The organism is Marinobacter goseongensis (assembly GCF_023156235.1).
In the GTDB taxonomy this organism is placed as follows: domain Bacteria; phylum Pseudomonadota; class Gammaproteobacteria; order Pseudomonadales; family Oleiphilaceae; genus Marinobacter; species Marinobacter goseongensis.
Genome location: NZ_JAKZAI010000016.1, coordinates 36,786 through 56,069, shown reverse-complemented (window position 1 = coordinate 56,069; position 19,284 = coordinate 36,786). Strand labels below are relative to the sequence as shown.

General features: G+C 62.1%; 14 protein-coding genes and 1 tRNA gene. 7 read left to right on the top strand and 8 right to left on the bottom strand.

Annotated features, from left to right (window positions below):
* Window positions 1-4: 4 nt before the first annotated feature.
* The 4 genes from MLC70_RS14490 to MLC70_RS14475 form a co-directional block, all read right to left on the bottom strand.
* Window positions 5-2,584 (bottom strand): CHASE2 domain-containing protein, encoded by a 2,580-nt coding sequence (locus MLC70_RS14490; RefSeq protein ID WP_248184964.1) that lies wholly within the window; start codon window positions 2,582-2,584, stop codon window positions 5-7.
* A gap of 33 nt (window positions 2,585-2,617) precedes the next feature.
* Window positions 2,618-4,264 carry a FecR family protein gene (locus MLC70_RS14485; RefSeq protein WP_248184962.1) on the bottom strand — a complete coding sequence of 549 codons (1,647 nt, stop codon included), beginning with the start codon at window positions 4,262-4,264 and terminating at the stop codon, window positions 2,618-2,620.
* Window position 4,265: 1 nt separating this feature from the next.
* Window positions 4,266-4,991: a response regulator transcription factor gene (locus tag MLC70_RS14480; RefSeq protein ID WP_248184961.1), complete on the bottom strand. Its 726-nt coding sequence runs from the start codon at window positions 4,989-4,991 to the stop codon at window positions 4,266-4,268.
* Window positions 4,992-5,079: 88 nt separating this feature from the next.
* On the bottom strand, window positions 5,080-7,248 hold the full coding sequence (locus tag MLC70_RS14475; protein WP_248184958.1) for a DNA topoisomerase III: 2,169 nt from the start codon (window positions 7,246-7,248) through the stop codon (window positions 5,080-5,082).
* A 141-nt stretch (window positions 7,249-7,389) separates the two neighbouring features.
* Between MLC70_RS14475 and MLC70_RS14470 the strand changes: the two genes are divergently transcribed.
* Both MLC70_RS14470 and MLC70_RS14465 read left to right on the top strand, forming a co-directional pair.
* Entirely contained in the window at window positions 7,390-7,734 is a 345-nt protein-coding gene (locus MLC70_RS14470; RefSeq protein WP_248184957.1) for a BolA family protein, read from the top strand.
* On the top strand, window positions 7,731-8,351 hold the full coding sequence (locus MLC70_RS14465) for an L-threonylcarbamoyladenylate synthase (RefSeq protein ID WP_248184955.1): 621 nt from the start codon (window positions 7,731-7,733) through the stop codon (window positions 8,349-8,351). Before MLC70_RS14470 ends, MLC70_RS14465 begins: the two co-directional genes overlap by 4 nt.
* 40 nt (window positions 8,352-8,391) lie before the next feature.
* Here MLC70_RS14465 and MLC70_RS14460 read toward each other — a convergent pair whose 3' ends face one another.
* Window positions 8,392-9,054, bottom strand: a complete 663-nt coding sequence (locus tag MLC70_RS14460) for a hypothetical protein (RefSeq protein WP_248184953.1) — start codon at window positions 9,052-9,054, stop codon at window positions 8,392-8,394.
* 175 nt (window positions 9,055-9,229) lie between these two features.
* Here MLC70_RS14460 and MLC70_RS14455 point away from each other — a divergent pair, with 175 nt between their 5' ends.
* The 3 genes from MLC70_RS14455 (at window position 9,230) to MLC70_RS14445 (ending at window position 14,245) form a co-directional block, all read left to right on the top strand.
* The gene (locus tag MLC70_RS14455; protein ID WP_248184952.1) at window positions 9,230-10,405 is read left to right on the top strand and encodes a metallophosphoesterase family protein; all 1,176 of its coding nucleotides are present in this window, start codon (window positions 9,230-9,232) and stop codon (window positions 10,403-10,405) included.
* The gene (locus MLC70_RS14450; RefSeq protein ID WP_248184951.1) at window positions 10,402-13,047 is read left to right on the top strand and encodes an AAA family ATPase; all 2,646 of its coding nucleotides are present in this window, start codon (window positions 10,402-10,404) and stop codon (window positions 13,045-13,047) included. The genes MLC70_RS14455 and MLC70_RS14450 overlap by 4 nt, the downstream gene beginning before the upstream one ends.
* 193 nt (window positions 13,048-13,240) lie before the next feature.
* Complete coding sequence (locus MLC70_RS14445) at window positions 13,241-14,245, top strand: hypothetical protein (RefSeq protein ID WP_248184950.1); 1,005 nt, start codon at window positions 13,241-13,243, stop codon at window positions 14,243-14,245.
* Between the two features lie 23 nt (window positions 14,246-14,268).
* Here MLC70_RS14445 and MLC70_RS14440 read toward each other — a convergent pair.
* A tRNA-Arg gene (locus MLC70_RS14440) sits at window positions 14,269-14,345 on the bottom strand.
* Between the two features lie 62 nt (window positions 14,346-14,407).
* On the bottom strand, window positions 14,408-15,055 hold the full coding sequence (locus MLC70_RS14435) for an MBL fold metallo-hydrolase (RefSeq protein ID WP_282448476.1): 648 nt from the start codon (window positions 15,053-15,055) through the stop codon (window positions 14,408-14,410).
* A 113-nt stretch (window positions 15,056-15,168) separates the two neighbouring features.
* Here MLC70_RS14435 and MLC70_RS14430 point away from each other — a divergent pair, with 113 nt between their 5' ends.
* Both MLC70_RS14430 and MLC70_RS14425 read left to right on the top strand, forming a co-directional pair.
* A complete protein-coding gene (locus tag MLC70_RS14430) occupies window positions 15,169-15,870 on the top strand; it encodes a TIGR04283 family arsenosugar biosynthesis glycosyltransferase (RefSeq protein WP_248184948.1) in 702 nt (233 codons plus the stop codon).
* On the top strand, window positions 15,854-16,492 hold the full coding sequence (locus MLC70_RS14425) for a TIGR04282 family arsenosugar biosynthesis glycosyltransferase (RefSeq protein WP_248184946.1): 639 nt from the start codon (window positions 15,854-15,856) through the stop codon (window positions 16,490-16,492). Before MLC70_RS14430 ends, MLC70_RS14425 begins: the two co-directional genes overlap by 17 nt.
* Here MLC70_RS14425 and MLC70_RS14420 read toward each other — a convergent pair.
* Window positions 16,416-19,268: an insulinase family protein gene (locus MLC70_RS14420; RefSeq protein ID WP_248184943.1), complete on the bottom strand. Its 2,853-nt coding sequence runs from the start codon at window positions 19,266-19,268 to the stop codon at window positions 16,416-16,418. The two genes, MLC70_RS14425 and MLC70_RS14420, sit on opposite strands and share 77 nt — an antisense overlap.
* Window positions 19,269-19,284: the final 16 nt, after the last annotated feature.

Here is a 19,284-nt window from a genome sequence, read left to right as displayed (position 1 = left end):
ATCGTCAGGAGTTCGGTAAGGGGTCGGCTACGGGCAGTTTGAGGGTAAACGCCGAGCCTTCCCCGAGCTCAGAGCTCACGGCAATTTCCCCCCGGTGCTTTTCCACCACAACATTCACAAACGACAGCCCCAGACCGGTGCCGTGGTTGCCTGACAATTCACTGCTTTTCTGCCGCCGGTATCGGTCGAACAGGTGCGGAAGCTCCTCGGGGGCAATGCCACTGCCTTCGTCGCTGACGGTCAGGCAGGCCTGGTGTCCGGCCCGGAACACCTGAATACTTACCGTTGAGCCGCCGGGGCTGTATTGCACCGCATTCGTCAGCAGATTGATCACCGCCCGTTCCAGCAATTCCGCATTGCCTTTCAGCCACAGATCCTCGTTGCCCTGCAGCGCCAGATGGATGCCTTTCTCGGCGGCCTGTTCACTGACGCTGTCTCGGGCATTCTCGACAATGGCGAGGAATTCGCAATCGTAGAACCGTGTTTCTGTCAGTTGCTCGGCCCGCGCGAGTTGCACGAACTCCTCCGCCAGGTGGTAGCTGCGGCGCGCCAGGCGGCCGAGCTGCTCCAGCTGGCCCGGTTCAATGTGACCCGGGTTGCGTTTGAGTTGTTCGATGAGCGCAAGCTGGGACACCAGCGGCGAACGCACGTCGTGGGAGATGAAGTCGATGGCTTCCCGGTGCTGGCGTTGTTGTGCCCGCAACTCGGAGATGTCGGAAATGTTGGCGATAATGCCGCTCTGTTCGCTGTCGGGCAGCGCGAATGGCGCGAAGTGGATCAGGAAGTCCTTGTCGCCGATGTTCAGGTCCACAGTGCGACTCTGGTTCAGAGTCAGTGTCTCGGACACGGTTTCGTGCCAGGGCGGCGTCTCCCTCGGGTCATGGCCTTCCAGCAGGCGCACCAGGGGCAGGCCAGCGAGGCTGGGCATGGGCTCGTGGAACCATTCTTCAATGTGGCCGTTGGCAAAGCGGATCACCCCTAGCTCGTCGGTGACGATAATGCCATCGGGCATGCGCTCGAAGCTGCGGCGAATGAACTGCTGCAGGTTGTTCAGGCGGTCAGTGGCGAGTTTTACCCGCTCAATCCGCGCGGAGATATTCTCGCTGGGCTTCGTCGGCTTCTGTTCCTGCTCCGCAGCGCCCAGAGGCAGCCTGCGCAGGTATCGCTGGATCGCTTCACGGCTCAGGTCGTTGGGCAGTAGCAGGCCCAGGGTGTAGCGCTTCCGGCCTCGCTGCAGTTGGATCCAGCTCTGGTTGTTGGTATGCAGCCACTGGTCCGGCTGCAGGGGCGGGATCTCCTCAGCGTACAGCTGATGGCTGCTGAGGAGATCGTCGTCTTCGGACAGCCACCAGCCCCGGGGCTGCAACAGGGCCTGAAAATGCTCCAGCAATTGTGCCGGGTTGCGCCGGGAGGGCTCGGGCAGTGCCATGTGTGGCCCCCGGGCCAGATCATCCAGCTGCCGGTTGAGAAACCGGTTGGTCATTGCCAGACGCAGGCCACTGGCCACGGGAAATGCGAAGAACGGCATCAGCAGCGCGTTGGCAATGGGCAGCCACAGGCGCGCGCCGAGCAGCAGCAGGCTGTGCACCACCACCAGGGCCACCGTTACCGTGAGACACAGCATCAGCGTGCGCGTCGGGCGCATACGGGGCAGTGCCAGCGCAAGAAAGACGATGGTGAGCACCGCCGTGGCGATCGACAGTGCCCGCGGCAGTGGGGTGATCAACTCGTTGCCGGTGAGCGCCGAAAAGCTGTTGGCGTGGAATTCCACACCGGACATGGGCCGGTTCAGCCCGGAGAAGGGGGTGGGCAGTATGTCACCGAAGCCCGGCGCGGTGGCCCCGATGAATACGGTTTTGCCGCGGAACCGATCCGGCGCGGGCTGCTCGGACAGCACCTCGAAATACGAATAACTGGGCAGGGTGCCGGCTTCGCCGGCCAGAGGCACGGCACGGTAATGTTTGCGGATATTCATGAACGCGGCGGCGCTGCCGCTTTCTCCGCCCACGTAGGCCGTTTCCGGATCGTTGTATGCGGCCATGGCGAGGCTTGGCCAGAGCCTGTCACCGAGGCCGTTCCGCAGATACAGGCCCCGTGCGATGCCGTCTGCGTCCAGCTCGACGTGGGCGTGCCCCATGGCGTAGGCGGCAGACGCCAGAGTGTTTGTCGGTAGCTGTTCGCTGATCAGGTAGTTCCGCGTTGCGGGCGACAGGTACAGGGGCAAGACGACTTTGCCGTGTGACCGCATGGCCGCGGCCAACTCGGCATCGTACGGCGACGGTTCCGGAAACAGGATGTCAAAAACCAGAGTGTCAGCGCCCGCGGCGTGGAGTTTTTCAATTAACCGGGCGTGAATGTCGCGGGGCCATGGCCAACGGCCAAGGCGGTCAAGGCTCAATTCGTCAATTTCGACCAGCACTACGTCTTCAGAGAGGGGCGCCGGGCTGGTGGTGACTTCCGCATCGAACAGCCAGTAATCAAACCGTTGAGGCAGGGCGGTCATCTGCAGTAACAGCAGAATGCCTAGTAGCGGTATGCCCAGGGTCAGGGGAGTCGTTTTTATGGCCAGCCAATCCCGAGTCATGAGCCCTGCTGTCAGATGTTCAGGTGCGATGGATTATTCCAGGTACAGTTCCCTCCCAGGTCCCCAGCGGCTTGCCAGCGGACCATCAGAAAGAGCCTTCAGGCGCACAAAATAACGCCTTCCGGGAATCAGGCGCAAGGCCGCGGTTGTATCCGACAGCGTTGCCTCCTTGATAATGTTGTTGAATCCGGGCTCTTCGGCGAGCTGCAGCCGGTAGTCCGAGGCGGTATCAACGCTTTCCCAGAACACCCGAACCTGGTTGTCCACGTAATTTACACTGATGATACGAACCGGCGGCAGTGTTCCGTTCACGGTGAAGGATTGCGGCTTGCTGGTGGCCACCGAGTTGCCGCCGGCCTCACTGACCACGCGCCAGTAATAAGTGCCGGGTGACAACGCCCGTGACGGCAGAGCTTCGGTATCCGGCGCCCACTCGCTGGTGGCGATCAGCCGGCGGAATGAGTCGTCCTCGGCAATTTCGATCCGGGCCACTTCGTTGCTGCCGGTGAGCTCCCAGCTGAATTCCGGCATGTCATCATCCACGGTCGCCCCGGCCTGTGGGGCCAGCAGTTTGGCAGCCTGTGCCCGCAGATCCACTTCCACCTCCAGGATACTGGGCATGCCGGGCATCCCGCGGTCGTCCAGGGCGGCCAGATGAATCTTGTAAGTGCCGTTATCGAGCAGGTTGAGCTTGTATTGGCTGCCATTAACACGGCGGCTGTCGACCCAACGCCCGGATTCGGCGTCGAATATGTCGAGGCGGTGTGCCGGTGCGGCGCTCGCCTGCCAGCTCAGTTTGGTCGGTAAACGGTTCAGTTGCGGTGCCAGCGGATTCACTGCCGGCGCCGGCGGTAAACGGCGAATGCTCAGGTTGCCGCTGGCGGCGGTTGACACGCTGGCACTGTAACCGGCCGGGATGTTGCGGGTGCGACCTGGAGCGCCAAAGTTGACCTCACCCTCGGTGACCTGAAGGCTGGTGATGCCCGGGCCGGACCGCATGGAGAACGCGGTGCCGCGAACCGCGGCCACGGCGGACGGGGTTTCTATCTCGAAGCGTGAGCCGCCTTCGATCACCGGCTTGACCTGGGTGTGCACTTCGCCATGATCCAGCCGCAGACGGGTATCGACCATGCCGGATTTACCATACTGGGTCAGCCGGTTGAAGATCAGCCGGGAATCGGGGGATATGCGCACCAGGGAGCCGTCTGCCAGTTCCACGGTAGCGGTTCCCGATCCGGACAGAATCTCGTCTCCTACGCGCACAAGGGCGTCATTGCCCAGTGGTTGTTTGCGCCCGTTGTTTCCGGAGATGTGGTGTACCTGGCCAGACACTGCAACGACCCGCGCCGGGTCCGGTTGCCGCTTCAGCCAGGTCAGGGGAATACGCAGTGCGTCGCCTTCGCCAATGGAGGCACTGTTACCGATGCTGTTGTAGCGCAAGACCTGTTCCGGGCGCACATTGCGGTTCAGCAATACGTCGGCGACTTCACTGAAGCTTTCACCCGGGCGCAGTGTGTACAGCCACTCCGGTACTGAACTGCTTTGCTGGGAGGCGTTTTTAGAGGCGGTGGAGCCCCGGGTGACAGACAGTTCCGCATGCACGGGTACGGCAAAGACCAGCGTCAGTAACGCTGGGATCACGGCACGGATGAGCCGGTTGCCGTAGGAACCTGATTTCATGTCAGGCGTGGTCCGCGGTCGCGACCGGATCGGCCGATTCGTTGGCTTTCATGGCTTCGAGACGGTAACCGCGCTGGTAGATAGTCTTGATCCGGAAGCCGTTTTCCGGGTTCAGTCCCAGGCGTCGGCGCAGGCGGCTCATGTGGGTGTCCACGGTGCGGGTGTTGATGTCGCGGGCCAGGCCCCACACGCGCTCCAGCAGCATTTCGCGGGTCAGCAGCCGGCCCTGGTTTTGAAACAGGAACAGGGTCAGGTCGAAATCCTTGTCGGTCAGCGTCAACGCCTGTCCGTGGAGCAGAATACTGCGCTGCTGGGTATTAATCTCGAAAGGCCCGTAGGTGAGCAGCTCTTTTTCGTTGTCCGGGTTGGTGCGGCGGGCCAGCGCGTTGATGCGCGCAACCAGTTCGGCCTCGCGGGCCGGCTTGGCCAGGTAATCATCGGCGCCGGCGTCGAGGGCACGAACGATGTCAGATTCGCTGTCGCGCTGGGTCAGGAACACCACCGGAATCGGCCAGTTGAGCTGAGCCCGCACGTTTTCCAGCACATCGATACCGGTCATGTCCGGTATCTGCCAGTCAAGAATCAGCAGGTCGTAACTTCGGTGCAGCACGGCGCTCAGAAACGACTGCCCCGTGGGGAAGCTGTCACAGTGGTGTCCGCGCTCTGAAAGAATGGACTGAACGTGCTGCGCCTGTTCATGTTCATCTTCAAGCAAAGCTATGCGCATCAAGCATCTCCCGGGGGTGACGTTCCACCGATTAAAGTTTTGGTGACGTTGAGCATTATCACAGATCACGGATTTACCTTCAGTGTCGTTATGTAGAATTGCGTAAACGAACGGCAGGTGTTCCGTCATTGTCATCAACTGTTTGTCGGCAGGTGGGGAAATTACTGCAGCCCCAGAACCAGCCTTTTTTACCCTTGCGCCGCACCAGCGGGGAGAAACAATGGGGGCAGGGCACCGGCTTCTGGCTGGTGCCGTCGGCGGGCGCGCTGTCTTCCAGCGGCCGGGTGCCGTTACAGTCGGGAAAGCGGGTGCAGGCCCAGAAGCGGCCGAATTTACCCTCCCGCTCCCGCATCGCGGTCCGGCATTTGGGGCAGTGGGGCGCCGCCGGTTGATCGGCGCCCGGCGCGCTGCCGATGCCCGGGCGGGTGCGGATGAAACCGCTGATCTGCTGTTTCAGGTCCGCCAGGAACTGCCTGGGGTCCCCCTCGCCACGCTTTATGGTTTCCAGCGTGGCTTCCCAGAGGGCGGTCATGTCGGGTTTGCTGACGGTGTCCGGCAATGCGCCGATCAACGCCTTGCCCTTATCGGTTGCCTTGATATGGCGGCTGTCGCGGTACAGGTAATCGCGCTTGAACAGGGTGTCGATGATCGCCGCGCGGGTGGCTTCGGTACCCAGCCCATCGGTTTCCCGCAACGTTTTGCGCAGTTCCGGATCGCTCACGAAGCGTGCAATGTTGGTCATCGCTGACAACAGGGTGGCGTCAGTGAAGTGCTGCGGCGGCTGGGTCTTGCGCTCGCGGATGGCGGTCTGGTCGCATAGGGCCGGCTCGCCTTTTCCGAGCCGTGGCAGCGGTGCCTTGCGGGCCTCCTGGGCGGCTTCCCGCAGTTTGATTTCAAGGGTTTTCCAGCCCGGAGTCAGTATCGCCGTTTCTGTCGCACGGAAGCGGTGCTCGCCGATGGTGACGGTCAGCCGGCCCTCGCGATGCACGGCATCGGCGCTGAACTGCATCAGGTAGAAACGGGCGATCAGGTTGTAGATCTTCGTTTCCGCTGCGGTCAGTTTGCCGTTGGCTGCTGGCCGGCTGGTGGGGATGATGGCGTGGTGGGCATCCACCTGTTTGTCATTCCACGCCGCAGTGCGTCGGGTCAGATCGGCCTGCTCACAGGCCCGGGTCAATTCGCTATCCACCTGGCCGATGGCCCGAATTACCCCCTGGCGCTGATCGTAGTGGCCCTCCGGCAGGTGGCGGCAGTCGGAGCGGGGATAGGTGATCAGCTGGTGCCGCTCGTAGAGATTCTGCGCGGTATCCAGAACGTCCTTTGCGCCCATGCGGAACAGCCGCCCAGCTTCGATCTGCAACGCCGACAGCGACAGCGGCAGCGGCGGCGACTCGTTGCGGTCGCGGAACCGGGATTCGGTGATGGTGCCTGGCCGGCCTCCCACTGCGCCGGCGATCTGCTCGGCGGAGGCTTTGTCGAGCAGGCGGTCCTCTTCGTCGAGGTGCTCGCGGAAGGTCTCGTCAGGCAGCCAGCGCGCGGTAAACGGTGACGGATCGCTGTCCGGTTCAATGCCGTGGCAGGTGGCTTCGATGCGATAAAACGGTTTGGGCTCGAAGTGTTCAATGGTGTGGTCGCGTTCGACCACCAGGCCCAGCACCGGCGTTTGTACGCGGCCGACCGAGTAAACCCCCTGCTGTCCCTGCTGCTGATAGCTGAGCGTGTAGAAGCGGGTCAGGTTGATGCCATACAGCCAGTCCGCGCGCTGGCGAGCCAGCGCGGAGTGCGACAGCCGCCGGTACTCGCGGTTGTCTTTCGGGCTCTGGATAGCGCGGGCCACGGCCGCCGGGGTCAGGTCGTTGATCAGGATCCGCTGAACCGGACAGGTGGCCCCGAAATAGCGGATCACTTCATCCACCAGCAGCTGGCCTTCGCGGTCCGGATCGCCGGCGTGCACGATGGTATCGGCCTGGCGGATCAGGGACTCCAGCACGTTGAGCTGCTGGCGCACGCTGTCTTTGGGGGCGACTTCCCAACGCTCGGGAAACAGTGGCAGATCTTCCTGGCGCCATTTCTGCCATCGGGGGTCGTAGCTGCCCGGTTCCGCCGGCTCCAGCAGATGCCCGATGCACCAGCTGACGGTGACGGCCTCATTCCCTTGGCCACAGCGAATCCACCCCGGCCCTTTCTGGTGGGGCGCAGGCAGCGCCGCGGCGATGGCGCGGCCCAGGCTAGGCTTTTCGGCAATATACAGTTGCATGGCATCGAGCGTGTTCGGATCGGGAAAGGAAGATGGCCTTTTGGCCTTGTTGTGTCAAGGCTGGCGGGCTCTGTAGTAGACTGGCGTCAGGTACTGATATGAAGTTCGCGCGAGGAAGCGCGAAAAGGAGCAGAATGACCCATGAAAATTCAGAATTCGATCGAGCAGAAACTGTCCTCGGCGTTTGCCGTCGATCATCTGCAGGTGGCCAATGAAAGCCACAAGCACAGCGTGCCGCCCAATTCCGAAACCCACTTCAAGGTGACGCTGGTATCGCCGGATTTCGACGGGCAAATGAAAGTGAAGCGCCATCAGGCCATCTACACCGTGCTGGCGGACGAGCTGGCGGGCGAGGTTCACGCCCTGGCGTTGCATCTCTACTCACCAAAGGAGTGGGTGGCCTCCGGGCAGGCCGCGCCGGAGTCTCCCAACTGTATGGGCGGATCGAAAAAAGATCCGGCGATGGCCTCGGGAGAGCCTCAATGAGCCAGTTTTTCCAGATACACCCGGAAACGCCGCAAAAACGGCTGATCAATCAGGCGGTGGATATCCTTCGCAACGGCGGGGTGATTGTGTATCCGACCGATTCGGCTTACGCCATTGGCTGCCACCTCGGGGACAAGCAGGCGGCGGACCGCATCAAGCGAGTGCGCAAGCTGGATGACAAACACAACTTCACCCTGATGTGCCGTGACCTGTCTGACATCGGGGTTTATGCAAAAGTGGACAACACCCAGTACCGGTTGCTGAAAACGTTCACCCCCGGGCCCTATACCTTCATTCTGGATTCCACCAGCGAGGTGCCACGCCGGTTGCTGCATCCCAAGCGCCGGACCATTGGCTTGCGGGTGCCGGACAACCCCATCGTGCAAGCGTTACTGGGTGAGCTGGGCGAGCCGATCATGAGCAGTACGCTGATTCTGCCCGGTGAGTCCGATCCGATGACAGACCCCTACGAGATCCGCGACACTCTGGAACACGAGCTCGACCTGATCATCGATGGTGGTTTCTGCGGGTTTGAAGCCACTACTGTTGTCAACATGACCGGTGATGTGCCAGAGGTGACGCGGGTCGGCAAGGGCGATCCGGAACCCTTTCAGTAAGTCCGGCGCGACAGATTGTGCCTGACGCGACTGCGGCAACCTAGGCGCGGGTGTTGAAGTTGAATGCGTAATTCTTGCGGACGCCCGCCGCCTCCAGCTGCTCGGAGCTGACGGTCTTGCGCATGGTGTCGTAGCGGTGCACCAGATCCTGCAGGCCATTGAACTGCTGGTTGTCGCTGACCAGAGTGTCCAGTAACGAATTATTGACGCCATAGGCACGGTTCAGCTTCAGTGCGTTGTCCACGAAGTGCAGGGTGGGCTCGTTGACGCTCAGGCGGCTGAACGCATCCTGAAATCCCTTGTTATTATTCAGATCCTGTTCAATCTGGCCGCGCTTGGCTTCCGGCACCTTGCCTTCCACCTGCACATTGCCGTTATCACCTTTGGTGACATTGATCGCCGTGGCCGGGTGCATCCCGTACTCGGCAAGTTTGTGCCGTAGGGTTTCCCTTACGAAGGCAAGATCCTGCCCCACGGTCTGCTTGTAATCGGTGACCGACAGCTGGCGGGATTTCAACGCCGCCAGGTCTGGATTCTGCGGTGCAGTGCGGGTAAAGCGGTCATCGGTGGGTGATGACGGCTGATCCACAGCCACCGCATCGCCGGCCTTGCCGGCTGGCTGGTCGGCAGCGGCTGCAGGGCGTTTCTCCAGTGCACTCTGGAACTGGGTGCTGGCCTTGATCAGTGATGTAAGCAGCGACACGGCTGGTAACCTCCCATTGTCACCTGTAGGTGGCGACAAAAATCGAACGCTTGCAGGGTTATATATCCCGGTGTCTGCATAAACCGGGCCAGACTTTCGTTCGTCGCCGTTTGAACGTAGAGTTAACGGCGGATTTATCCCCCTGATATTGTTCTCCAGAGCCAAAGGAAATCCGATGCCCCGCTTTCTTCACACCGCTGACTGGCAGATAGGCCGTTATTACAGCCGTTTCGACAACGACGATGCGGTTGCGCTCGCGGAAGCCCGATACACCGCTATTGAGCGGCTGGCGCAGCTGGCGGTGGATGAACAGTGCGACGCGGTGGTGGTGGCGGGCGACGTGTTTGACGCCCAGACCGTATCGGACCGCACCATTCGCCGGGTATTCAACGCCCTGGCCGCCTTTGAAGGCCCCTGGGTCATGTTGCCCGGCAACCACGATGCGGCGCTGGCCGAGAGTGTCTGGACCCGCGCCCAGCGCCTCGGTGCCGTGCCGGCAAATGTTCATCTGGCGCTGGCGCCGGGCGTGGTGGAATTGCCGGAGCAGAGCATGGCGGTTCTGGCGGCCCCGCTGACCCAGCGCCATACTCACAGTGATCTCACCGAGGCGTTTGATCAGTGGCAAACGGCGCCAGCCCTGATCCGGGTTGGGCTGGCCCATGGCAGCGTGCAGGGCGTGCTGGCCGAGGGCATCGATTCCGCCAATCCCATCGACCCGGACCGGGTAGAGCGGGCGCGGCTGGATTACCTGGCGCTGGGCGACTGGCACGGTGTCAAACAGATTAATCCCCGCACCTGGTACAGCGGCACGCCGGAACCGGAGCGATTCCGTAACAATGATGCGGGGGTGGCGCTGATTGTCAACATCGGCGCACCGGGCACTGAGCCCAACGTGATGCCCCATCGCATCGGGCAATTCGAGTGGGTGCAATGGCGCGAGCACCTCAATGTGCCGACCGATCTGGACCAAGTGCTGGCCCGGCTCGAGGAATTGGAAGCGCCAGCGGTGGTGGACCTGAGGCTCACCGGCGAGGTGGACCTGGCCGGGGAGCGCCGTCTGCTCCGGGCATTATCAGTGGCGGAAGCAAAACACCGCAGCGTGCAGTGTGACCGCAGCGGGTTGTCGCTGCAGCCCACCGATGACGATATTGCCGAATTGAATGCCGATGGCTATCTGGGCGATGTGATCACTGAGCTGCGGGAGCAACAAGCCAGTGACGACGGAGCCCGCGCACTGCCGGCACGGGACGCCCTGGCGATACTCACCGGCCTGTTGATGGATCGCAGTGGCTCTAACGCCAGTGCGGCGGATGGCCATGGTGCCAGGGTCAGCGGGGAGCAGCCGTCATGAAGATACAGGGTCTTCGCATCGAGCAGCTGCGACAGTTTCGCCAACCGTTCACACTGACCGATCTGAACCCCGGTCTGAATGTGATTCATGGCCCCAACGAGTCCGGCAAGAGCACCCTGGTGCGTGCCATCCGTGCGGCCTTCTTCGAGCGCCACCGCTCCAGCAGCGTGGACGATCTGCGCCCCTGGGGCGATTCCTCGGCGGCGCCTTCGGTGGAGCTGGAGTTTGTTGCTCAGGATCAGCCCTGGCACCTGAAGAAACGCTTCCTCCAGCAGAAACGCTGTGACCTGAGCGTGGGCGGCGAATCCTGGTCCGGTGAGGAAGCCGAGGACAAACTGGCGGATCTGCTGGGTTTCCAGTTCGCTTCCCGAGGCGCCAGCCAGGATAAACACTGGGGCATACCCGGTCTGCTGTGGGTGGAGCAGGGCAGCGGGCAGAATGTTCATGACGCGGTGGCGTATGCCGGCGACCATCTCAAATCCGCACTGAACAGTCTGTTGGGCGAGGTGGCCAGCACCGGCGGTGATGACGTGATCCAGCAGGTGCAGAGCCAGCGCGCGGAACTGCTCACCGGTACCGGAAAACCCCGCGGAGAATACGCCCGGCTGAGGGACGAGCAGCAGAGTCTGGAGACCGAGCTGTCCGCGCTGGATGAGCGCATCAGCCAGTATCAGACCCTGGTGGATCGGCTTGGCGAGTTGCGCCAGCGCCATCAGCAGAATGAACAGGAACGACCCTGGGAGACCGCCCGCAAGAACCTGCAGGAGGCTGAGCAGTGCTTCCGTGAGATTGAACAATGGCAACAGGCGCAGCAGCGTGAGCAGCAGGCGCTGGTGGACTGCCAGCAGAATCTCAGGCTGCTGCGACAGCAACAGCAGCAGGCAGAGGTGGCCAGCCAGAAACTCGAAAGCCGTGCCGGGCACCTGAAAGCCTGCCGCGAGGCGGAAGAGGCCCTGAAGAACCGCGAGGCCCGGGTGACCGAAACCCAGGCCAGGGCGAAACAGGCCTATGAGAGTGCCCGCGGCCAGGTTCGCGCTGCCAAGGAACAGGAGCGCCGGGCCCGCCTGGACACAGAGCTGCGGCAGGTGCGCCAGCAACTGGACGCGCTGGAACAGACCCTGGTCCGGGCCCGTGACTATCTGGCAGAGCTGAAGAACGCCCGCAAGCAACAGCAGGCCAACCTGATTGATGTGGCCGGCCTGGAGAACCTCCGCGGCATTCACCGCCGGCTCGAGGAGGAGCGCATTCGCTCCCGTGCCATTGCCACCCGGCTTCATTACCAGCTTGACCATGGTCGCTCCCTCTCCGTCGACGGCGAAGTCGTGGAAGGTGAGGGCGACCGCTTGTTGCTGGCGGAATCCACCCTGCTGCTACCCGGCCTCGGCCAACTGACCATCACTCCGGGCGGGGATGATCTTTCCAGGGTTCAGCGCCAGCTGGAGCGTTTGCAGGAAGATTACGACGGCCAGCTGAAAGCTCTCAATGTTACCGCGCTTGAGCAGGCCGAGCAGCGTGCCGCCGAGCACTTGCAGTGTCAGCAAACCATTGAACGGCTGGAAGCACTGCTGGGGTCAGTGGCACCGCGCGGCGTGGAAACCCTGGAAGCCCAGCAGCAGGAACTGTCGGGGCGGTTGAGCCAGCTGCAAAACGAACATCAGGTGTTGCCGCCAGCCAATGTGGACACCCCTCCGCTGGCCGGTGCCGAGGCCGCACTGGAAGCGGCCGAGCAACAACTGCGTGAGGCCGACGGGCAACTGCAGGAACACAGCAAACAGCAGTTTGCGTCGGCACAGAACCTGGCGACGGCGCAAGCGGAATGGCAGCAGCTCAAGAATGAGCTGGACGATCCCGAGCGCCAGGCTACGCTCAAGAGCCTGCAGCAGTCTGTGATGGAGACAGGCGAGCGGGAAGCTCGGCTGAAGCAGTCGGTCAGCCAGCGCCAGAGCCAGATTGATGAGGCTCGTCCGGAACTGATCCGGCAGGACATGGAGCGGTTCAGAGCGAGCGCCGAGCAGCTGGAAAAAGGCCACCAGAAAGAGGCCCTGGAATTGACCGGGTTGCAGAGCAAGCTGGAGAGCCAGGGCGCCGAGGGGCTCGAGGAGCAACGTGACGAACTGGCCGCCCGCCTGGAGCATGTGCGCCGACGCTACCAGGAACTGCATCGCCGCGCCGAGGCGCTGGACCTGTTGTTGGGGCTGCTGCAGGACAAGCGCCAGGCGCTGACGCGGCGGCTACAGGCACCGTTGCAGAAGCATTTGAACCACTACCTGGGCGTGCTGTTTCCTAAAGCCAGCCTGGAAGTGGACGACCACCTGGTCCCGGGGCAACTGACCCGCACCGGCCAGCAGGGGCAGGAGCGGGGTGCGCTCCAGGAGCTGAGCTTTGGCGCCCGCGAGCAGATGGGGTTGGTCAGCCGTTTTGCCTACGCCGATCTGTTGCAGGAAGCGGGCCGGCCCACGCTGATCATTCTCGATGACACCCTGGTGCACAGTGACAAACAGCGCCTGGAACAGATGAAACGCATCCTGTTCGACGCCGCCTGCCGCCATCAGATATTGCTGTTTACCTGCCACCCGGAAAACTGGCGAGACCTGGGTGTTGCACCCGTGGATCTGGAAGCACTGAAAACCGGCAACCCGTAACGTGAAATGTTTGCAAAAAACTGCCGGTTTTCCGGTGTATGAACTACTCTTTTTAAGGTGTAAGCCGTGATTAACAGGCGGGTGGCCGCGGCCACTCACCACCTCAGGTGGATTGGGGAAGACGCGAAAGGAAGTCGGGGGACCCGGACAGGTTCAACCGTTCGCGCCGGCCGCTGAAAAGGGAGCGTTCGCTGTGGTCAGAACAACAACATCCAGAATTCTGGTGCTCGGCACCGTGTCGGCTTTGGTTGCGTGTGGTGGTGGGGGCAGTAGCGGTGGAAGCAGCGATGGGGGAGGCGGCGCGCCAACATCACCACCGGAGAGTGTAGAGCTAGAGCTGGATGCCGGCGGGCTCAGCGAACAGAGAGCATTGGTCGAGGGGTTTCAAGATTTTCAGGAGGTTCTTGATGTCTATTCCGGAGCCGAGCAAACCTACCTGTCGATTGACGAGATCCGCGAAGCAGCCCTCGAATTGGACGATGCCGTGGGGCAGTCCGGGAATACCGTGACCGTTCGCTGCGACAACCCCGGGTCGGGCACACTGGCGTTTACCTTGAACCGTGAAACCGAGACCGACTTCACCCTGGAGTTCCGTAACTGCCAACTGGCAACCGCCGAGCTCGGCACAGTGGTGCTCAATGGCACCTATACCTACGTCAATCTGGTCTCCGAGACCGACAGCAGCAGAGAAGTGGACGGTTTCCAGATCGTGGATCTGACCGGCACCATCGTCAGCGGCAGCGAGCCGATCGCCATGCAGGGCTCCGATGCCTGGGAGACATCCACGCCGTTACAGGCAGGCTCCGGCCCGCGTGAGGAGACCTACACCACCGATGCGCTGGAGTTTTTGCGTGGCGGTGACTACAAGGCCATCACCAATGCGGTCACCACCCTGTCGTCTCAAGGCGGCATTACCGAAGTGACCATCAATTCCCGCCTGATTGGTTCCGCAACGGATGGGTACGTCGATATTTCCACAACAACCACCATGAAGCGCCCAACCGGGGGCGGCTGTCCCGATGAGGGAGTTGTTCGGATTATCGGTGAGCCAGAAGCCTCAGGCATTGAGATCGCGTACGGAGTAAGCATACTTCCGCCGCCTGTGATGGGTAGTGGCACGGAGGCACGGGCAACGGTGATTGGTACCAGCGATACCGAGGACTATACGGAGGCTGAGTGCGAGGCGTTGATTTTCTGAGTGGGCTGATCCAGAGAGGGCTGTGGTACCCCAGGCAGGACTCGAACCTGCTACCTTCCCCTTAGGAGGGGGACGCTCTATCCAGATGAGCTACTGGGGCGGATCGTCAGAAGGCCGGTATGATAGCGGGCCCGGTGATGTGTCTCAAGGGCCCGCGGGTTTTTAGCCCCGGTGGTCGGAGACGAACGGGTTGGTGGCCTTTTCGTGGCCGAAGGTGGACATGGGGCCGTGGCCAGGCAGGAAACGGATGTCGTCGCCCAGCGGAAACAGCTTGTCGCGGATGGAACGCACCAGGGTGTTGTAGTCGCCTTTCGGGAAGTCCGTGCGGCCGATGGAGCCCTGGAACAGCACGTCGCCCACCAGGGCCAGTTGCGACGGCCCGTGATAGAACACCACGTGGCCCGGCGTGTGGCCCGGGCAGTGCAGCACGTCCAGGGTCTGGTTGCCGACGGTTACCTGCTCGCCATCCTCCAGCCAGCGGTTCGGGGTGAAAGTCTCCGGAGCCGGAAAGCCGAACATCTGGGCCTGCATCGGCAGGCCCTGAATCCAGAAATTATCCTCCTGTTGCGGCCCCTCGATGGGGATATCCAACGCCCGGGACAACTCGGCCGTACCGCCGGCGTGGTCGATGTGGGCGTGGGTCAGCAGGATTTTTTCGACGGTGACGCCTTCCTCTTCCATTGCCGTGCGTATCTTGTCCAGATCGCCACCGGGATCGACCACCGCCGCGACCCGGGTTTCGTCGCACCAGAGCAGGGAACAGTTCTGTTGAAACGGGGTCACAGGAATGATTCTGTATTTCAGTGGCATAGTGATGCTCGTCCGCGGGTTGGTCTGGTTTAGAATGGCTATGATAAAGGACATCGGGCCGGGGCTCGAATTTTCAAGACAAAGCGCAACCAAAGACAGCAGCGGAGAATGATTTGTTGGCATTGAGTGTGATCATACCGGTGTGGCAGGAGGCGGCCACCATTGTGGCAACCCTGCAAACACTGGCGCCGTTGCGGGCGTCGGGCCACCAGGTGATTGTGGTGGATGGCGGCAGCACCGATGGCACCCCACAGCTGGCGGACGGATTGTGTGATCGGGTGGTGGCGTCAGAGCGCGGGCGGGCGCTGCAGATGAATGCCGGAGCGCGGGTCGCCACCGGAGATATCCTGTTGTTCCTGCACGCCGACACCCGCCTGCCGGCATCGGCGCTGGACGCACTGGCGCGGTTCAGTGATAGCCGCAACGCCTGGGGCCGGTTCGATGTGCGCCTCAGTGGCAGGCGCCCCTTATTCCGGGTGATTGCCTGGTTCATGAATCAACGCTCCCGGTTCAGCGGTATCGCCACGGGTGATCAGGCGCTGTTTGTCCGGCGCCCGGTGTTTGAAGCCCTGCGGGGTTTTGAACCCCTGCCATTGATGGAGGATGTGGAGTTGTCTTCGAGGTTGCGGCGGGTGTCGCGCCCATTCTGCATCCGCGACCCAGTGGTCACTGACAGCCGGCGCTGGGAACAACACGGCGCCTGGCGTACCATCCTGCTCATGTGGCGGTTGCGCTGGCGCTATTGGCGCGGTGAATCGCCGGAATCTCTTGTGACCGTTTACCGATCGGATGTGCGAAATGCCCACAAATCCTGAAGCCTCAGCGCTGGTTATGCAGTTCTCGAAATGGCCAGAGGAAGGCCGGGTCAAAACCCGTCTGATGTCGGAGCTGGGCGCCCGGGGTGCCCTCAACGCGCACATCCGCCTGAGCCTGAAAGTGCTGGATAACCTCATCGCCAGCGGCCTGCCGGTGCAGTTCTGGTGGGATCGCGCGCTGGAACCGGCGCCGGAAGCTGCCAGCCAGGTGCTGGCAGCGCTGGACGCGGCAAGCATCACCATCGGCATTCAGGAGGGTGAGAATCTGGGGCAGCGGATGGAGGCGGCGCTGGGCCTGGCACTGGAAAGCCACTGCAAAGCCGTCGTGGTGGGCAGTGATTGCCCATCAGTGGATCCGGAGTACGTGCGTGAGGCCGTGGCCGCGCTGGACGCCAGCGACGTGGTGCTGGGGCCATCCAATGACGGCGGCTATGTGCTGATCGGGGTGCGCAGGGTTGTGCCCGGCATGCTCGATCACGTGGCCTGGGGAACGGAGAGCGTTCTGGACCAGACCCGTGATCGCCTTGCCGGCTGTGGCTTGTCCGTCAGCCTGCTGGCGCCTCGCTGGGACGTTGACGAGCCTGAGGACTGGCAGCGGTTTCTTCGCCTGGCGAATCCGTAGTCACCCGTAACGCGCGATTCCGCTCCAGTACGGCGCGGCGATAAACCTCCAGCAGTTGCTCCCGGTCCACCGCCTTGACGGCAGCCACCAGCCGATCCCGTGAATCGAAACCGGTGGCACCGCGGTCGATTTCCCGCCAGAACCGCTCGGAGACTTCACTCAGCTGGCGGTCCTGCTCCTCAAGCTTGCTGATGACAGCCTGCTTTTCCCGCTCCAGGTCGCTGTCGCTGAGGCTGCTCAGGCGCTCCTCGAACGCGTCGGAAAACTCACTGACCGCCTGGTCAATGTCATCCGCAGACGCTTCCGGTGATTGCACCACCAGGCCCAGGGCCGGCATCTCCAGCATTTCAAAGGGCGTGGCGTACACGATGTAGCCGAGCTGGCGGTTCGTCCTCAGTTCCTCGTAGAAGGGGCTACTGATCACCTGACCCAGCAGACGGTACCTGGCCCGTTCATCGAACCCGGTGTCAGTGCCTTGCAGGTACAGGGTATAGCCGGTATCCGGGTGGTTCACCGGGATGCTTTCGGTGGTCTCGCCTTGCGGTAGCTCTTTCACCTGGCTGCGAGCCACTTCCGTGATCTCCGCATCCTGCAGCACCATGGCGCGCACCTGCTGCGCCAGGTTCAGCGCTGAGGCCTGGCTCAGATTGCCGTGGGCCAGCATCACCGGGTCGGTCCGGGTGAACAGCTCCTCGGCAAACCGTTCCAGTTCCTCCAGTGTGACTTCCTCGGCAGCCGCCAGACGATCCTCTGTGCTCCAGGCGCCCACGATCAGAAGCGTCTGCATTCTCTCGGAGGTTTGTTGAACCGGGCGTTCCTTGGTCTTGTTCCGAAGGTTGTCGATCGTCCGCTTGCGGGCGATGTCAAAGCGTTGCTGGGTCAGGTGTGGGTCGGCCACTTGCGCGAGGATGCGCGTCAGCAACACATGCAGCTTATCGCTGTACCCGCCCACTCGAAGGGTGATGCCCCGCAAGTGGGAGTACACGCTGTAATCCAGACCGGCCAGCTGGGCCGGGTAGGCCCAGGCATTCAGGTTGGTGTTGACCGAATCCACCAACAGCTCGGTCAGCACCTTGCCCCGGGCAGACGCCTGCGCCAGTGGCGTGCGGATGCTCACGTACACGTTGGCTTTGGGCGTAGCGAACTGGGTATCCCGGGCGTACCAGACAGACAACCCGCCCTGATTGCCCAAAAGCACCGGTTTGGTCATGGTCGGGCCACCGACCATATCCAGGTTTTCCGGAACAAAGGGGTTGGCTTCCGGAAGCGCGAGCTGCCCGGCCAGGCGGCTGGTGTCTGTAGTCTCAAGCGCCGATAGTTTCAACGGCTGCAGTTCCCAGGCGGCCTGATACCACTCGGTCAGGCTCGGTGTTTCGATGTCGGGTTCCGGGTCCACCACGGTGACCAGTACGTTCTCGGGGGTCAGCCGCGCCAGAATATTCCGGTACTGGGCCGGCGCGTAGCGCTCCATCATCCACGGTGCCTGTAGCACATCGGCCGGCTGATAATGGCGCAGCTGGCTGGACAGGCGCATCACCTCATGGATGGGTTGGCTGCGCTCACGGAAGCGGAAATCGATCTGTGCCAGGTTCTTCATCTCGTTGAAGCGATCTTCGGAGATGCCCTGTTCACGGACCTGCCCGATGTAGTCGAACACCAGCGAGAGTATGTCCTGCTGGCGCTCCAGTCCTTCCGGCGTGAGTGACATGGACAGCTCCAGACTGGCTTCCGTACCGGTGTCCATGCCGGTGCCGGCAGACAGGCTTTCTACCAGGCCTTCCCGTTTCAGTACGTCGAACAGACTGCCCGGGCCCTCGTGACCCAGCAGATTGGCGACGTAGCTGCCAGGTTTGGTGCGGTAATTGGCGCGCTGGGACGGGATCGGGAAGGTCAGCGTCAGGCCGCGAATGTCCTTGAGGGCATCCACGGTGACCCGGGCCGGCAGTGTGTCTGGCTGCAGCAGCGGTTCGGAATGCACTTTCGCTTCCAGGTTGCGATTCTCGATGGCGTCGAATCGCCCTCGCACCATGGCCTCCAGTTCGTCCAGAGACTGCGGGCCGTAAACCGCCAGGCTCATCAGATTGGAGGAGTAATGGGTTTTCCAGAATTCGATCAGGTCCGGCCGCAACGGCCGTTGCTCGGTGTTTTCGAGGGTGCTCAGGTTGCCCACGGCGAACTGATTGAAGGCGTGGTCAGGGTTGCTGATAGCTTTTTCCACGGAATAGATGCGCCGGCCATCTTCTTTCTGTTTGGAGGTGAATTCGGAATGCACCGCCTGCCGCTCGCGGTCGACCAGGTCAGGGGTGAGCAGGGGCGCGGAGAATTGCTGGGCGAAACGGTCGAGGGCATCGTCCAGATAGCCGGCGCGGATATCGAAGAAGTAATTGGTGTCCTGGAACGCCGTAAACGCGTTGTGGCTGCCGCCGTGGCTTTTGATGAACTGCTGGTATTCACCTGCCTCCGGATATTTCTCAGTGCCCAGAAACAGCATGTGCTCCAGAAAGTGGGACAGCCCCTCACGATCCCTGGGGTCGTCGCCACTGCCTACGGCAACGTTCATGGACGCGGCTGCCCTGTCCGAGCCGGGGGAGGAGATCAACAGCACCTGCAATTGGTTATCCAGTTCCAGATAGCGATAGCGATTGTTGTCATTGGGGCTTTTTACCGGGTCGGTAGCGGCCAGGGCCAGGCTGCCGAAAATCAGCAGGAAAGCCAGGGCCAATGACTGAACCAGCCAGCGGGGCTGGGCGCTCAAACGGACGGTGCCTGATTGCATGGTGTCGCGTGCTCCG

Excerpts from the sequence above, each read along its gene's own strand:
- MLC70_RS14490 (WP_248184964.1), bottom strand. The coding sequence starts at position 2,584 with ATGACTCGGGATTGGCTGGCCATAAAAACGACTCCCCTGACCCTGGGC.
- MLC70_RS14485 (WP_248184962.1), bottom strand. The coding sequence starts at position 4,264 with ATGAAATCAGGTTCCTACGGCAACCGGCTCATCCGTGCCGTGATCCCA.
- MLC70_RS14480 (WP_248184961.1), bottom strand. The coding sequence starts at position 4,991 with ATGCGCATAGCTTTGCTTGAAGATGAACATGAACAGGCGCAGCACGTT.
- MLC70_RS14475 (WP_248184958.1), bottom strand. The coding sequence starts at position 7,248 with ATGCAACTGTATATTGCCGAAAAGCCTAGCCTGGGCCGCGCCATCGCC.
- MLC70_RS14470 (WP_248184957.1), top strand. The coding sequence starts at position 7,390 with ATGAAAATTCAGAATTCGATCGAGCAGAAACTGTCCTCGGCGTTTGCC.
- MLC70_RS14465 (WP_248184955.1), top strand. The coding sequence starts at position 7,731 with ATGAGCCAGTTTTTCCAGATACACCCGGAAACGCCGCAAAAACGGCTG.
- MLC70_RS14455 (WP_248184952.1), top strand. The coding sequence starts at position 9,230 with ATGCCCCGCTTTCTTCACACCGCTGACTGGCAGATAGGCCGTTATTAC.
- MLC70_RS14450 (WP_248184951.1), top strand. The coding sequence starts at position 10,402 with ATGAAGATACAGGGTCTTCGCATCGAGCAGCTGCGACAGTTTCGCCAA.
- MLC70_RS14435 (WP_282448476.1), bottom strand. The coding sequence starts at position 15,055 with ATGCCACTGAAATACAGAATCATTCCTGTGACCCCGTTTCAACAGAAC.
- MLC70_RS14425 (WP_248184946.1), top strand. The coding sequence starts at position 15,854 with ATGCCCACAAATCCTGAAGCCTCAGCGCTGGTTATGCAGTTCTCGAAA.
- MLC70_RS14420 (WP_248184943.1), bottom strand. The coding sequence starts at position 19,268 with ATGCAATCAGGCACCGTCCGTTTGAGCGCCCAGCCCCGCTGGCTGGTT.